The 16,247-nt window shown below is 61.0% G+C and carries 11 protein-coding genes; 3 read left to right on the forward strand and 8 right to left on the reverse strand.

Annotation, left to right across the window (positions count from 1 at the left end; all coding sequences use genetic code 11):
* Window positions 1-220: 220 nt before the first annotated feature.
* The 3 genes from tssM to JMY24_RS24980 are packed head-to-tail and all read left to right on the forward strand — an operon-like array spanning window position 221 to window position 6,046.
* Window positions 221-4,087: a type VI secretion system membrane subunit TssM gene (tssM, locus tag JMY24_RS24970; protein ID WP_201703111.1), complete on the forward strand. Its 3,867-nt coding sequence runs from the start codon at window positions 221-223 to the stop codon at window positions 4,085-4,087.
* A complete protein-coding gene (gene tagF, locus JMY24_RS24975; RefSeq protein ID WP_201703113.1) occupies window positions 4,084-5,076 on the forward strand; it encodes a type VI secretion system-associated protein TagF in 993 nt (330 codons plus the stop codon). The genes tssM and tagF overlap by 4 nt, the downstream gene beginning before the upstream one ends.
* A 4-nt stretch (window positions 5,077-5,080) precedes the next feature.
* Window positions 5,081-6,046, forward strand: coding sequence for an OmpA family protein (locus JMY24_RS24980; protein WP_201703114.1), 966 nt, complete (start codon window positions 5,081-5,083; stop codon window positions 6,044-6,046).
* Between the two features lie 95 nt (window positions 6,047-6,141).
* Here JMY24_RS24980 and tssA read toward each other — a convergent pair whose 3' ends face one another.
* The 8 genes from tssA to tssB form a co-directional block, all read right to left on the reverse strand.
* Complete coding sequence (tssA, locus tag JMY24_RS24985; protein ID WP_128596683.1) at window positions 6,142-7,260, reverse strand: type VI secretion system protein TssA; 1,119 nt, start codon at window positions 7,258-7,260, stop codon at window positions 6,142-6,144.
* A 35-nt stretch (window positions 7,261-7,295) separates the two neighbouring features.
* The gene (gene tssH, locus JMY24_RS24990; protein WP_128596682.1) at window positions 7,296-9,983 is read right to left on the reverse strand and encodes a type VI secretion system ATPase TssH; all 2,688 of its coding nucleotides are present in this window, start codon (window positions 9,981-9,983) and stop codon (window positions 7,296-7,298) included.
* Window positions 9,984-10,016: 33 nt separating this feature from the next.
* The gene (gene tssG, locus JMY24_RS24995) at window positions 10,017-11,111 is read right to left on the reverse strand and encodes a type VI secretion system baseplate subunit TssG (RefSeq protein WP_201703115.1); all 1,095 of its coding nucleotides are present in this window, start codon (window positions 11,109-11,111) and stop codon (window positions 10,017-10,019) included.
* Complete coding sequence (tssF, locus tag JMY24_RS25000; RefSeq protein WP_128596681.1) at window positions 11,075-12,913, reverse strand: type VI secretion system baseplate subunit TssF; 1,839 nt, start codon at window positions 12,911-12,913, stop codon at window positions 11,075-11,077. The genes tssG and tssF overlap by 37 nt, the downstream gene beginning before the upstream one ends.
* 107 nt (window positions 12,914-13,020) lie before the next feature.
* Entirely contained in the window at window positions 13,021-13,500 is a 480-nt protein-coding gene (tssE, locus tag JMY24_RS25005; RefSeq protein WP_020070382.1) for a type VI secretion system baseplate subunit TssE, read from the reverse strand.
* A gap of 83 nt (window positions 13,501-13,583) precedes the next feature.
* Window positions 13,584-14,087 (reverse strand): Hcp family type VI secretion system effector, encoded by a 504-nt coding sequence (locus tag JMY24_RS25010; RefSeq protein WP_020070381.1) that lies wholly within the window; start codon window positions 14,085-14,087, stop codon window positions 13,584-13,586.
* 72 nt (window positions 14,088-14,159) lie between these two features.
* Window positions 14,160-15,650 (reverse strand): type VI secretion system contractile sheath large subunit, encoded by a 1,491-nt coding sequence (tssC, locus tag JMY24_RS25015; protein WP_128588113.1) that lies wholly within the window; start codon window positions 15,648-15,650, stop codon window positions 14,160-14,162.
* Between the two features lie 14 nt (window positions 15,651-15,664).
* The gene (gene tssB, locus JMY24_RS25020) at window positions 15,665-16,213 is read right to left on the reverse strand and encodes a type VI secretion system contractile sheath small subunit (protein WP_027779365.1); all 549 of its coding nucleotides are present in this window, start codon (window positions 16,211-16,213) and stop codon (window positions 15,665-15,667) included.
* Window positions 16,214-16,247 lie beyond the last annotated feature (34 nt).

Here is a 16,247-nt window from a genome sequence, read left to right on the forward strand (position 1 = left end):
CAAAAAGCGGCAATGCGCACCGCAATCGGCCACACATCGGCGCATTCGTCCGGCCGCTATTTGCAACGACAACACTCGCGCATTTAACAATTCAGCCGTTTTCATGTTCGACCCGAACCGGCTTTCATTTTCTTTCGCTCCAGTTTCAAACGCCGCACGCGCGTGATGCCGTTTGCCACAGCACGCGCCACAACACCAATCATCAAGACCTGAACGGCTTATGCGACGCTTCCTCAACGTGTTGACCCATCCACGCACGCTCTCGATCATCGGCCTGCTCGCGCTCGCTGCTGTGTTATTCGTCGGCGCCGATACATTGCAGATCGACCTGATGTGGCCGGCCATCGCACTCGGCGCGGTAGTCGCGCTATGGCTGCTCGTGTGGGCGGTGCGCCGCTTGCGCGCGCGGCGCGCGAACCGCAAGCTCGGCGAGATGCTTGAGCAGCAGGCCGAGAAACAGAGCACCGAGGCCGGCCCCGCGCCCACGCCCGCGCGCCAGGCGGAGCTCGACGTGCTGCGCACGCGCCTCGTCGATGCGGTCAAAACCATCAAGACCTCAAAGATCGGTCAGGTCTCGGGCGGCTCCGCACTGTATGAGTTGCCGTGGTACATCGTGATCGGCAACCCCGCCGCCGGCAAGAGTAGCGCGGTGTTGAACTCGGGCTTGCAATTTCCCTTCGCCGACAAAAACAACGCGGTAATTCACGGCATTGGCGGCACGCGCAACTGCGACTGGTTCTTCACGACCGAAGGCATTCTGCTGGACACCGCCGGCCGTTATTCGGTGCATGAGGAAGACCGCACCGAATGGCTCGGCTTTCTCGGCCTGCTCAAACGCTTCCGGCCGAAAGCACCGATCAACGGGATCATCGTGACGGCGAGCATTGCGGAACTCACCAGCAGCAAGCCGGAATTCGCAATCAATCTCGCGAAGAACCTGCGCCAGCGTGTGCAGGAATTGACCGAGAAGCTCGAAGTTTTCGCGCCGGTCTACGTGATGTTCACGAAAGCCGACCTGATTACCGGCTTCACCGAATTTTTCAGCGGCAGCGACCGTCATGAATACGACCGGGTGTGGGGGGCCACCCTGCCCTACGAGCCGGACGAGAAGCGCGACGTAGTGGGGCTTTTCGACGAGCACTTCGAAGAACTGTACGACGGCCTGAAAGAAATCAGCGTCGCGCAAATGTCGATCAATCGCGGCAATAAGCTCTCGCCCGGCCAACTGAGCTTTCCACTCGAATTCTCGACGATCAAGCCGGCATTGCGTGCTTTCCTCGCTACGCTCTTTGAAACGAACCCGTTCCAGTACAAGCCGATCTTCCGCGGCTTCTATTTCACGAGTGCATTGCAGGAAGGCGAAACCAATAGCTCCGCGGCCACGCGCATCGCAAACCGCTTCGGCCTGAGCGCCGACAGCCTGCCGAAGCCGCATAGCGCCTTCTCGAAGAACGGCTTCTTTCTGCGGGATCTTTTTTCGAAGGTAATTTTCGCGGACCGGCAAACGGTCAAGCAGTTCGCAAGCCCCGCGAAAACGCGCATGCGCTATGCAACGTTCTTCGGCTTCGTCGCCGCGCTGGCGCTCGCGCTTGGCGGCTGGACCTGGTCGACTATCGGCAACCAGCAACTCGCCGAGAACGTGAAGGCCGACCTCGACAATGTGGTGCGCCTGCAGCAGAACCGCAACGACCTGCAATCGCGTCTGCAGGCCATGGACGTTCTCGAAGACCGCATCGACCAATTGGAACAGTTCCGCCGCGACAAGCCGCTCGCTGTTTCATTCGGTCTGTACCAGGGCGATCGTCTCGAAGAGCGCCTGCTTACCGAGTACTACAACGGCGTACGCCAGATCCTGCTCGATCCGGTTTCGCAGAACCTCGCGTCGTTCCTGAAGGAAGTCAACGCGCATCCCGATCGGCTTGCGCCGCTCAATCGCACACCGGACGCCGCCGCAATTCCCGTGTCGGCTCACACTGCCATGGCAGCGAACAGCCAGGGCGGGCTTTATAGCGACGCATCGCCAACTAACGTCGAAGACGCGTACAACGCGCTCAAGACGTACCTGATGCTAAGCGACAAGCGTCACGTGGAAACGGCTCACCTGACCGACCAGGTTGCGCGCTTCTGGCGTGGCTGGCTCGAAACGAATCGCGGCAACATGCCCCGGGACGAGATGATCCGCAGCGCGGAGCGCATGATCACGTTCTACCTGTCACGCGTATCCGACGACGACTGGCCGATGATCGACCAGAACCTCGGCCTCGTCGACCAGACGCGCGAAAACCTGCGCCGCGTGGTGCGCGGCATGCCGGCGCGTCAGCGTGTCTATGAAGAAATCAAGGCGCGCGCGTCGACCCGTTTCGCGCCGATGACCATTGCGCGCATTGTCGGTGAAAACAATACGGCGCTCGTGGCGGGCAGCTACGCGATTCCCGGCACTTTCACGCGTGAAGCGTGGTTCCAGTACGTGCAGCCCGCGATCCGCGACGCCGCGACGAAAGAACTACAGGCGAAAGACTGGGTTCTCAACACCTCCGCTCACGACGACCTCACGCTCGAGGGCAGCCCCGAGCAGATTCAGAAAGCACTCGTCACAATGTATAAGACCGAGTACGCAATGCACTGGCAGAAGTTCATGCAAGGTATTGCGGTGCAGAGCTTCGGCAGTTTCGGACAAGCAGTGGACGCAATGAACCGTCTCGGCGATCCGCAGGATTCGCCGATTCGCAAAGTACTCGAAACTGCTTACGACCAGACCTCGTGGGATAACCCGTCGCTTTTCAACGCGAACCTGAAACGCGCGCAAAGCGGCGTGACGAGCTGGTTCAAGCAATGGTTCGCGCGCGCGCCGACCGGCCAGTTGAACGCGAACATCGACATCAACGGCAATCCCGTTGAGATGCCGATGGGCCCGATCGGGCAGGAGTTCTCCGCGCTCGGGCGCATTGTCGTGACGGGCGACAACGGCTCGATGCTCAAGGGCTATATGGACACGCTGTCGAAGGTCCGTACGCGCTTTAACGTCATCAAGAATCAGGGCGATCCGGGGCCGGGCGCGCGCCAGCTCATGCAGCAGACGCTCGACGGCAGCGGCTCCGAGTTGGCCGATTCGCTGAAGTATGTCGACGAGCAGATGTTGACGGGTCTCACCGATTCACAACGCAAGGCCTTGCGACCGCTGCTCGTGCGTCCGCTAATGGCTGCGTATGCCGTGGTGATTCAACCGGCGAGCGTCGAAGTGAACAAGGTGTGGAATGCGCAGGTGTATCAGACGTTCCAGGGTTCGCTTGCGAACAAGTATCCGTTTGCCGGCGATGCGAAGGTCGAAGCCGGCGCGGGCGAGATTGCGCAGGTGTTCGGACCCGACGGTTCGATTGCGAAGTTCGTCGGCACCACGCTCGGGCCGCTCGCGGTGCGCCGCGGCGACACGCTCACCGCCCGCACATGGGGCGACATGGGCCTCGCGCTTACGCCCGACTTCACCAGCGGCTTCGCGCGTTGGGTCGCGCCGCTTGCCGGCGGCGCAGCGGGTGCCTCGGCGGGCCAAAGCTCGGCCGAACCGCAGACCGTGTTCCAGATTCTGCCGCAACCGAGCAGCGGCACGACCGAGTACACGCTCGCGATCGACGGTCAGCAGATGCGCTACCGCAACACGCCGCCGCAGTGGACCAACTTCGTGTGGCCGAATCCGTCGGGCTCGCCGGGCGCTACGTTGAACGCGACCACCTTCGACGGCCGCACGCTGCAACTCGTCAACGAGCCGGGCCGCTACGGTCTGGAGAAGCTGATCAATTCGGCGCAACGCAAGCGTCGTCCGGACGGGACCTTCGATCTGTCATGGACCCAAGGCAATGTGACGGTGGCGGTAAGCATGCGCATCATCAGCACGTCGCAAGCATCGGGCAGCAGCGACGCGCCGCAACAGCAGAGCCTGCGCGGTTCGCGCCTGCCGTCGTCGGTGGCGGACGTGAGTGCGGCGGCCAACTCGGTCACCGCAACGGCCACGAACACGGCGGCGCCCGCCTCGCCCACAGCGCGGCCTGCCACGGCCGCCACCGCGGTGTCAAACCCAGGGAGTGCGCAATGACGCAGACCGTGCAGGCGCAGATCGCGTACTTCGGCAAGATTCCGTCGCGAGGCGACTTCGTAAAAAGCGCGCACAACCCGCAGTTGCTCTCCACGCTCGACCGCTGGATCGCCGAGGCCATGGAATTGCTCACCGACGATCCGCGCTGGAAGATCGTCTATGAAAATGCCAAGCCAATGCACTTCGCGTTCCTCGGTTCGCGCAGCAAGCTCGCAATTGCCGGCCACATGGTGGCGAGTCACGATCAGTCGTCGCGCCGCTTTCCGTTTCTTGCGGCAACCGCACTCGAAGTCGAAAAGCCGCTGACGTTCCTCGCACATAGCCCACTCGCTTTCGCGCGTTTGTGGTCGCGCGTGTCGGCGCAGATGAAGCCCTTGCTCGGCGCAAGCGAGCCGGCCGGCGCATTGCAGGCGCTGGGCGAAACGCAGGTGCCGATCGAGATTGGCGGCGGTCCGGGCAATCCGCATGACGGCACCTTCAACGACTTCGTCGAGCACCAGACGCTCGCCGGGCTCGAACAGATGCTGCTAGCAAGCGGCCATCCGGTGCGCTTGCGCGGCGCGATGCTCGCGCTCGGTTCTCTGCTGCGTCCCGTGATGCAAAGCGGCTCGTCGCATCTGGAACGCGGACTCACACTGCCGCTGCCCAACGATCCGTTCTATCGCAGTCTCGTTGCGGCATTCTGGCTCGAACTGATCGCGCCGTTCGTCGCGCAGGCGGATTTCGAACTGGCGATTTTCATCGGCACGATCGCCGAGCGGGAGCGGCTCATCGTCGGCTTTAACGGCGCGTCGGCGAAAACGCTGCATAGCGTGGTCGATCCGCAAGCCTATGCAGCACATAACATCGATATCGACGATCCCGAGTGGATCGACGAACACGCACAAAACGACCATGGCATCAGCAAGCTTGTCAGCTACCTCGACCAACCGCAACTGTCCTTGCGCGTCAGCATCGACACGTTCCGCGAAGCCTTCACGGGAGCGTAATGCAATGCTGAATTCACGCACCGGCATCGCCGCACTGCTCGCGGGCTTGATGCTCAGCGCTTCGGCGCACGCCGACAACGACGGCCCTGCCCGCGTCACGCCGGTCGACAACAGCGGCATTTCGATTCGCACCACGACGCTGCCCGCGCCTTCGGTCAGCCCGTCTGCTGCCGCGGGCAATGCGGGGCCCGCGGTGAACACGGCAGGCCTTGCGAGCGGCACGACCGGCGCGGGCACCGGCGCGGTCACGGCTTCACCGCCGCCCGCTAACGCGGCGCCGGGTCAGGTCGTGGTGGGCGGCAAAGTGCCGGACGAAGCGACAAAAGCGGCCGTACTCGCACGTTTGCGCGACACGTACGGCGCCGCCAGCGTGGTCGATCAGATCGAAGTCGCGGATGTCGCGACGCCGCCTAACTGGTCCGCCAACGTGCAAAAGCTGATCGGCCCGCAATTGAAGCAGATCAGCAAGGGGCAATTGAAAATCGACGGCACGCAGATCGACGTAAAGGGAGAAGTGCGCAACGAATCGCAGCGTCAGCAACTTGCGAGCGATATGGCGAATGCGCTGAATCCGACCTATACGATCAAGAACGGTCTGCGCGTCAGCGCATCCGAGCAGGGCCTGCTGGACCAGACGCTTGCGAATCGTACGATCGAATTCGAGACCGGCAGCGCGACGCTCACGCCGCAAGGCCGCGCAATTCTCGATCAGATGGCTGCAGCAATGCTGAAAATGGCGACGAAGACGGTGGCGATTATCGGTCACACCGACAACTCGGGTAACCGAACCTCGAATATCGCATTGAGCCAGGCACGCGCCGATGCCGTGAAGGGTTACCTCGTCGCGAAAGGCATCCCGCCGCAACAAATGAGTACGACCGGCGTCGGGCCCGATCAGCCGATTGCATCGAACGACAGCGCCGATGGGCGCGCACGCAATCGCCGTATCGAGTTTCGCGCGGGTTCCTGAGCGGACCAACGCGTCGGCACTTGAACTGCTCGCGTAAAAAAACCTGGCTCGGTCAAGCGACTCGAAGCCAGGTTTTTTCGTTTTGGCGCGGACCTCTAGCCGTTTTCTTCCGGCTTTACGCCGAGCAACTCGCGAATATGCGCGAGCGATCCGTCGTCCTTCACCACGGTCGAAAGCCACTGATGCAACGGCATGTCCGCAGCCTCGGCGGCCTTCTCGGCGAAGTAAGCCGCGGGATTATGCGGCTCCGTAGTGCGAAAGAACCGGGCCACCGCGCGCAACTGCGCGACAGCCTGCGCGCGGCTCTGGATTCCTGCGATTGCGTTGGTCGCTGTCGTCGTCAACACAGGCTCCTCGCGTTGCGGTGAAGTCTTGAAGGTGGGCTCGGCCCGTTCCTGCTCGTGCTGCGTGGACGCACTCGTTCTATCGACGGACGTGTGCTGCGCATCCGCATTCACGCCCAGTTCGCGCGCAAAACGTTCGGCCAGACGATAGACGCTTTCATACGCATCTTTCGCCTGACGGAAGCTCGGCGCCGAATCAGCGGCGCGGCGGTCCAGTTCCTGTTCGAGTGCGAGCATTGCCGCTTCGAACGCCTTGAGCTCGGCCAACAGTGTCGAGTAAAACGCGGGCGGCGTAGCACGTTTCGATGCGTCGATCTGCTCGATGGATGGCTTGCCGCGCGCAATGTCGTCGGCATGATCGGGATCGCGCTTTACAGCTTGCGCAACGTGGGTGGCCACGTCCCAATCGATCGTGCTGTAAAGGTTGCCTTGCGACGACGTAAGCGGCATCGCGCGCAGCAGATCGCCGGTGCGCCCTACAAGCCATGCGACGTTGCCGAGACGATACTCTGTGTCGTCGCCCTCCGGCAGCGGATGGACCGTCTCCCAGAACTTCTCGCACAGCCCCGCCAGCAGCGTGTAACCCTGCGTGAGTCCGCTCACGCCCTCTTCTATGGCAAGCGCCTCCGTGAGCCACACAGCGAGCCGCAAGTCTTTGGTCTGCGTTTGCAGCAAAGCGCTCGAACGCTCGATGACGAACGGCCAGTCGGCTTCCTTGATCTCGGTGATCCATTCGCCTTGATCCAGCGACGGGTCTTCGAAACGCCGCGCGTGCTGGATCGCATCGAAGTCGGCGGAGAACAGCAGATCTTCGCCACAGGGCGCGGCTTCACTGATTGGAGCGAGCAGCGTGTTCAGATTGGTGGGCATGGCACAGAGCTATCAAAATGCATTCGTGAAATTGCTTATGCGACGGCGTATTCGAACTCGCCGGCCTCGCTCGCGCGCACAGAAATACGTTGGATCGCCACGCCGTTGGCTATGCGCTCCAACACATGCTGCGCGACTTCGGGCAACAGCGTGCCGTTCAGAATATGGTCCACGTTGCGCGCGCCGGAATCCACTTCGGTGCAGCGTGCGAGGACCGCATCGACGAGAGACTCGTCCCACTCGAACACCGCCTTGTGATTCGATTCTATGCGGCGGCGAATCCGCTCCAGCTTCAACGCGATGATCTCGGCAAGCACGTCGTCGGAAATCGGATAGTACGGCACTACCTTCATGCGCCCGAGAAAGGCCGGCTTGAATGCTTTATACAGTTGCGGACGCAAGGTCTCCGCGAGTGCATCGGTGTCAGGCAATTCTTCGGCGCATTTGTTCAGGCAAGCCTGCATGACCGCTTGGGAACCGACATTCGACGTGAGAATGATCAGCGTATTGCGGAAGTCTATTTCGCGGCCTTCTGCGTCGTCCATCGTGCCTTTATCGAACACCTGGAAGAACATTTCGAGCACATCGGGATGAGCCTTTTCCACTTCATCGAGCAACACGACCGAATACGGGTTGCGGCGCACCGCTTCTGTCAACACACCGCCCTCACCATAGCCGACATAGCCCGGCGGCGAGCCTTTGAGGCCAGACACGCTATGCGCTTCCTGGTACTCGCTCATGTTGATCGTGACCATCTTGCGCTCGCCGCCGTATAGCACATCGGCGAGTGCGAGTGCCGTCTCGGTCTTGCCGACACCCGAAGGCCCGACGAACATGAACACACCACGCGGCTTGTTCGGATCTTCGAGATTCGCGCTTGCCGTGCGCACTCGTTGCGCGATGGCTTCCAGTGCATGATCCTGTCCTATCACCCGCGCGGCAAGCAGCGGCTGCAGGTTGAGCACAGTCTGGATTTCGTCCTTGACCATGCGGCCGAGCGGAATGCCTGTCCACGAAGCGACGATTTCCGCGACGACGTGCGCGTCTACCTGCAACGGCACCATCGGCTGACCGCCCTGCAATGCATGCAGTTCGGCGACGCGAACCGCGAGCGTTTCGCGCGCCTGTTGTGCCTTCGCCGCTTGCTCCGCGTCCGTGCTGCTCACTCGCGCGGCGTCGATCTCCGCCCGCAAGCCGACGATCTCGCTTACCAAAGCGCGCTCCTTGTCGTAGCGCGCTTCGTCTTCGGCGAGCTGCTTCACGTCTTCTTCGCGCAGTTCGCGCAACTGCGCGAGCCGTTCGTCGTGAAGCGCACCGCTCGCCACTTCGCGTTCGAGCGCCGCAATTTCCGCATCGATACGTTCAAGGCGTTTCTTCGTGTCGTCGATTGCGGCCGGTGTGGAACTATGCGCGAGTGCGACTTTCGCGCAAGCGGTGTCAAGCACGCTGATCGCCTTATCCGGCAGTTGCCGGCCGCTAATGTAGCGATGCGAGAGGCGCACTGCTTCGGTGATCGCGTCGTCTAGCACCCGCACGTTGAAGTGCTTTTCCATCAACGACGCCATGCCGCGCAACATCGCCGCCGCAAGCGTCTCGCTCGGCTCTTCGATCTTCACGACCTGGAAACGGCGTGCGAGTGCGGCGTCTTTCTCGAAGTACTTCTTGTACTCGCTCCAGGTGGTTGCCGCGATCGTGCGTAATTCGCCGCGCGCCAATGCCGGTTTCAGCAGATTCGCCGCATCGTTCTGTCCGGCCTGCCCGCCCGCGCCGATGATCGTATGCGCCTCGTCGATGAAAAGAATGATCGGGTGCGGGCTCTTCTTGACCTCGTCGATCACATTCTTCAGGCGGTTCTCGAATTCGCCTTTCACGCTCGCACCCGCTTGCAGGAGCCCCATGTCGAGTACATGCAGCGCCACGCCTTTGAGCGGCGCGGGCACGTCGTCTGCCGCAATGCGTAGCGCGAGCCCTTCGACCACAGCGGTTTTACCGACACCCGCCTCACCTGTCATGATCGGATTGTTCTGCCGGCGCCGCATTAGTATGTCGATGGTCTGGCGAATCTCGGCTTCGCGGCCAATCACCGGGTCGATCTTTCCTTCACGCGCTCGCTGCGTGAGGTTGCTGGTGTAGGTATCGAGTGCCGGCGTTTTCGAGGGTGCGCCCGCAGCCGCATTCTCATTCGCTGCATCACTCGCTGCATTGCTCGCGCTTTCTTCGAGGCCATGCGCCGCATTGCTGCGCTCCACTTCGCGAGAGCCTGCCGTCAACTCGTCGAACTTATGCTTCAGATCCGTCACTCGCACATCGTGCAACAACGGCGACATCCGCTCGGCGAACTGTGCGAGATCGGGTGCGCTCAGCAACGCGAGCAGCAAATGCCCGGAACGGATGCGCCCAATCTGCGAATCGAGCGACGCAATCAGCCATGCCTGTTCGAGCAGATCGATCAGCTGCTTTGAGAACACTGGCGTACGCGTATTGCCGGTTTTCAGACGCTGCAACTCGCGCTCGATATCCGCGCGCAACGCATGTGGATCGATCCTGCTTGCGCGCAGCACGAGCGCAACATCGCTTGCTGGTTCATCGAGCAGCGCAAGCAGCAGATGCTCGAGGTCCACCTCGTAATGACCGCGTGCAAGACAGTTGTTCGCCGCCAGCAATGCTGCTTGCCGGCAAGTCGGATTCAGTTTCGCGATCAGGGTATTGAGGGACGTGCTCATGTCGTGCGATCCGGTCAGGTTCTATCGTTATGGTCAGTGAATCACGTGCAGTTCGTAACGCGCATCCATGCGGTCGCGCTCGGCATCGCGTGTACAGAGAAACGCGTCCCAGCCGAGGCGCGCGCCGTTACTCAGAAGCGCCGGGCCCACGGCCTCGCGGCGCAGCACCAGCGCCACTTCGTATTCGAGCGTGATGCCCGCTAGCAGCGTAAGCATGCGTTCCAGCGCAACGGCGCGGTCCGCACCAGGCAGAAAAGCCTCATAGTCAGCTTTGCCGAGCGGTCCGATCACGAGCCGCGCGCGCATGTCGCGCTGCCAGACCCGCTCGCCCGCGAGCGCCGTGGCGCCAAGTGTCGCGTTGACGCTGCCGAGTACGGTCAATTGATCGCGCGGCACGTCATACCATTTTCCGACGAACTGCTCGACGCGCACGGGCACCTTGAAGTAGTCCGACAACGCGCGTTGCAAATAGGCTGCCGACACTGGCCTGTGTCGCGCGGGCAGCGCATAGCCGGCAATCGCTTCGTCGAATAGCGCGCCCTCGCCAGTTTGCAGACTGGTGCGGGTGTCGTTGTCCGCAACGCCCGCAAGCGCAAGCAGCAACGGCAAGTAGCGTTCGTCGCGATCCAGTTCGTAGTGAAACGGCAAGCGGTACTTCTTCCACGCCGCGTAGAAAAGCGCGGTCGCGCGATTCGAAAACACATCGAAGAATTCGCGCGCGGCGCGGTCCCGCTTGATCTGCTCACGGGCGACGATCTGCTCGGTGTAATGCAGCGGCAACGCCCCCTGCCCGCCGAGCAAACCGAAAAACGCCGGCGTGATATCCACTTTTTCGAGCGAACCGTCTTCGAGCGCTGCCGTGCGCTGTGTTTTTTCCTTCAGCGCAGTGCCTTCGTCGTCGTACGATTGCGCGCCGTGGATTTCGCTCGGCGGAAACGACATCGACAGAGAATTGCGAAAGGCGATGCGCTGCGCGACGATATCGCCGGAACGCCTGGCCTCAGACGGCGATTGCTGTGCGAACCACTTTTCGAGCAGCCGCACCGCCTGAAAGAATTCAAAGCGGTGCGGTTCGTCGAGAAGCTGCTCGACTACGCCAGGATCGATTCGCCGCTGCGCGGTTTGCATCGCAAGATCTCCTCGCCAGTGCGCTTCGACACGACGACCAGTTGTACAAAGCTGTTCAGATGTACGTACAGCCCAAAGAATGTGTCTATCACGCGCACGAAAGACGCGAGACTCGTGCCGACAAAATGTTCTTCGTCGATGGTCAAGCGAATCTCGATGCCGCGCACGAATGTGGCGAACGGTTTGCCGGGCAGCCATTGCACGGCCGCGCGCTGCTCGATTCCGACAAGACCGTCGATATGCCGCGCCGACACCGCCGTGCGACGCAAATCGTAGAGCACCAGCATTTCCTTCAGCGCGGAAAGTCCGCTATTCGCGAGCGACACATGGTTCAGCGCCAGATGCGAAATGAGCCGCCAATGCGAGGCCCGCCCGCGTTCGAAACGCACAGTCGGCGTGGGCCGGCGCAACATCGTAATGCTGCCGGTCAGCGACCCGCCTTCGAGAAAAAGATCGCCGCCTTCAAGACCTACGGCGAGTCCCGCAGGCAAGTCGCGATTCGTACAGGTCAAATCGAGACTCAGCGTGTCGGTTTGCGGCGCCGCCGGTTCAAAGTCGATATCGACAATCGAGATCTCAGTCTCGTAGCCGGGGCTTTTTTGCGCGACCCAGTCGTTGCGGCGCGCGAACCAGTAGTGTCCGGCGCGTGCCGCTTCGCCGTGATGCAGCGAATAGAACGGCCTGAATTCGGTGACCGATTCCTGATGCGCCTGTTGCCGCACGAGCTTTACCGAATCGATCGAATAAACCTCATACGCAAATGCGCGGCGCGCTTCAGCGATCACGGGGTACGAGACCGCCTGATGGGTCACGCGAATCGGTTCGCCGTGCTGTTCGAAGAGATTCACCACCGGTGTACAGAAGAGACGGAAATGATGCGCCGACAAAGCATCGAGAAGCCGGGCCACATGCGAATCGCTGCGCACTTCTTTCAGCACGACGTGCAGTGTCAGGCGCTGGCAGCGTCCTGTCGCGCGCGTCATTGCGGTCAGATCGAAGTCGGCGAAATTGAATTTTTCCGGGAATGCAAAGTATTCGGTGAGGAGCCGATAAGCCGGATGCGACTTGGCGGGATAGTCGATGAGCGCGTCGTTTTCGTCGAAGCCTGCTTGTGCGAGCGGCGATGTGCGCAATTGCGTCCACACGCCGCGACGGTCAGCTTCGACATATGTGGCCATTGCATTGACGAACAGGCAGTCGGCGAGCGCCGCAATGAACGACTGCTCGCCGTGCAGATGCGCGCGCAATGTACCGACTTTCAACGCGGACAGATCGAGTTGCGCGGCGGTTGATTCGAACGTGATCGACACGATTGCGGTCGCATTGCCAGGCAACACGGTCGCGCTGGGCGCCATTGCAACTGACGTGTACTTCGCCTCGGAGATACGGACCGGTGCGAGCGTGACGTCGTACGCGGTGCGGAAACGGCATTGCACGCCGCGAATGGGCCGCGACTTCAGTTCAGTACCGCGTTCGATCGTGACCGGTTCCGTCAGATGACTCAACGCGGCGGAGTTGCCCAATTGAGCAATCGAACATGATGGAAATGGCCGCAGATAATGCGGATACAGCACTTCCAGCAGCGCTTCGGTGAATTCGGGGTAATCGTCGTCGAGCTTCTTGTTGATGCGTGCGCCGAGCAGCGCGAACGACTCGATCATACGCTCGACATGCGGGTCCTCGCAGTGCTCGCCCGACATGGCAAGACGGGCGGCGATCTTCGGGTAGCGCTCCGCGAAATCGCGCGAATAGCGTCGCAAAAATGATAATTCGCGCTCGTAATACGGCAGCAATTCTTCCATCGATCTATCCCCGGACCCGAACATTCTCCGCTTCACTACTGCCACCGGTGCACGTGGCGGCGGAAAAGCGGTATTGAAGCCAAGCGGTATTAAGCAACAAACAGCGTCTACAATTTTGCGCGTGCGCGCGTCACCGAGTATTGCAATGTGGACGGCTGCAACATCGCATCGAAACTCACCGGTTCTTCTGCCGGATGAACGACCAGGAGCGCCTGAATCGCAAAATTCAGCGCGTTGGTCGATTGTTCGTTCAGTTCGAGCGTGACCGATACCTGCTGCAAGCGCGGCTCATGCCGCGCAATTGCCTGTTGAATCGATTTGCAAATGAACGTGCGGTCATAGTGGCTCGCGAGACTCAATCCTGCGAAGTCGTTCAGGCCATACGTGAGCACCGAGCGCTGACATTCGGGCAAAGCCGCGAGCTCGTGCTCGGTCAGCGCGATACGCGTGTTGAGTATCGCTTCGACGTCGCGCGCGACCGTGCCCTTCAATTCCTCCAACGACAATTGCCGCATCGCCGGTGAAGCCGGCAGATGCGGTTCGTCGTCGAACAGCTTGTCGAGAAAGCTGGGTTCGAAGCGTTTCATCGGCGTCCGAAGAAGCGGTTAGATGCAACGCGCACGCCATGCGCTGCCGCCCTTGCGGACCGCGCGCCGCGTGCGCCGATGCATCAGACTGCGTACGTCTTGTCGTTCTTCGTCAGGCTCCACGCGCCTTGCGCATTGCCGCCCTGGTTGCCGCCAATCTTTTGCTGCGTGTACTTCCACTGCACGGCAGCGTACTTCAGCGAGAACTGCTCGGTCGGCAGACCTTCGCCGACGACGCTCGGCGTCACGCTCGAAATGATCACGTACTTCAGCTTCACTTCGAGGTACTTGATGCGATTGCCTTCCCCGTCCGAACGCATGAAGTCGATCGTGACTTCGTCGAACGTCGTGCCGCCCGATGCGTGCTGATAGATCAGCGGGCTGACTACGTCGATGTCTTTCGTGAACTGCATGTCCGCGTGTTCGCAACGCTCGGACGTGTGGCCGCCCGCGGTCGAAGCCGTGGCCGAGCGCGGTTGCGTGATCGAGTGGCTCCACGAATCGATTTCGATCCAGCCAGCGTGATCTTTATCGGCGGACTCGCCTTTGATCGCCGGATTGCCGAATTTTAAATAGATGTCCTTCATAACTCATCGACTCCCCAAAGAGGTGGTTTTAACAGCTAACCCGGGCGGCCGGCCCGGGTTTTCTGACTTCGTTTATGAATTGGCCGGTTTCGGCAGGTCGGCGACGAGCCGCAAGGAGATCGACAGTTCGTCGAGCTGGAAATGCGGGCGCAGGAAAGCAACCGAGCGATATGCGCCGGGCTTGCCCGGAATTTCCGAGACCTGAATAGATGCTTCACGCAGCGGGAATTGCGCTTTCTGTTCCTGAGTTGCGTTGTCATCCAGCAGCACGTACTGCGAGATCCAGCGATTCAGGAAGACCTCGACGTTCTGCGCCGATGCAAAGCTGCCGATCTTGTCGCGCATCATTGCCTTCAGGTAGTGCGCGACGCGCGATACCGAGAAGATGTACTGCAATTGCGCGGACAGAACGGCATTCGCATTTGCGCTGTCGGTACTGTACTTCTTGGGCTTTTGCACCGATTGCGCGGCGAAGAACGCGGCGTAGTCGGAGTTCTTGCAATGCACGAGCGGAATGAAACCCAGGTCGCTCAGCTCTTTTTCGCGGCGATCCGTAATGGCGATTTCGGTCGGGCATTTGAGCGCGACTTCACCGTCGTCGGTCTTGAAGGTGTGGGTCGGCAGATCCTCCACCAGACCGCCGCCTTCCACGCCGCGAATAGCGGCACACCAGCCGAAATCGTCGAATGCAGCCGTGAGGCGCGCAGCGAATGCCCACGCCGCGTTGCACCACAAGTACTTGCTGTGATCGGTGCCGTCAACGTCTTCGACGAAGTTAAAGCCCTCTGCCGTCGCGCCGTCTTTCGGATTGAACGGCAAGCGGCCGAGAAAGCGCGGCAGCGTGAGCCCCACATAGCGCGAATCTTCGGAGTCGCGGAACGACTTCCACTTCGCGTATTCGACGGTATCGAAGACCTTGCCGAGGTCGCGCGGTTTGCCGAGATCGGCAAACGTTTCGAGGCCCAGCAATTCGGGCGACGCCGAAGCGATAAACGGCGCGTGCGCAGCCGCCGCGACATGCGACATCTGCTCGATGAAATACACGTCTTCGGGCTGACGCGTGACCTCGAAGTCGCCAATGATCGCGCCGAAGGGGGAGCCGCCGAATGTGCCGAACTCTTCTTCGTAGATCTTCTTGAAGAGCGCGCTTTGATCGAATTCGATCGCGGTCTTGAAGTCACGCACGAGATCGCGCTTAGGCGCATGCAGCGCCTTGATCTTGACCGTCGCGCCGGTGTTGCTCTCCTTGCACAGATAGTCCAGACCGCGCCAGGTGCTTTCCATGCGCTGGAATTCGGGTGCGTGCATCACCGCGCTCAACTGCGCGGAAATGAGGCGGTCGAGTTCCGCAACGCGTGCGTCGATCGTTGCCGACAGGTTGTCGGAGACCACGACCGTGCCGTCGAGCACCTGGTGCACGAGTTCGCCGATCAGGTCTTTCGCACGCGCATGTTCGGAATCGGATTTCGCCACGCGGCTTTTCTCGACGATCTCGTCGAGCAGCGTGGATTCCGTACCGCTTTGCGCAGTGGCGAGTTGGGCTGCTGCCGTTTGCTGGTTCATCTCACACCCCGTACTTATTCGCCTTGCTTGTCGTGATCCGGCGCGCCGCCGTTCTGGTCCGCCGCATTGCCCTGGTCTTTCGCCAGGGTCTGCAACTGCTGCGTGTTGTTGAGCACTTCGGACAGCAGATCTTCGAGCTTGTCGTTGCCGGCGAGCTTGTTGCGCAGATCGGCGAGCTTCGAACGTGCTTCGAGCAGACGCCGCAGCGGCTCGATTTGCGCGACTACTTCGTCCGGATTGAAATCGGCCATCGACTTGAAACGCAGGTCCACAGCAAATTTGCCGCCGGCTTCGCTCAGGCGGTTCTCGACCTGGAACGCCGCGCGCGGCTCGATCGCCTTCATCACGTCGTCGAAATTGTCGCGGTCGATGTTGACGAACTTGCGATCGCGCAGCTTCGGCTGATCGACTTCGGACTGCCCCGCCAGATCGGCCACCACGCCGACGACGAACGGCAGCTCTTTCACCTCGATCGCATCGCCTCGCTCGACCTCATAGGTGAGCTGCACGCGGGGCGGCCGCACTTTTTGCAAGCGTTTTTGTATGCTTTCTTTCTTCGCCATCGTCGGCTCCCGAATGCTGATGATGAGACGTGGA

The organism is Paraburkholderia kirstenboschensis (assembly GCF_904848585.1).
Classification (GTDB): domain Bacteria; phylum Pseudomonadota; class Gammaproteobacteria; order Burkholderiales; family Burkholderiaceae; genus Paraburkholderia; species Paraburkholderia kirstenboschensis.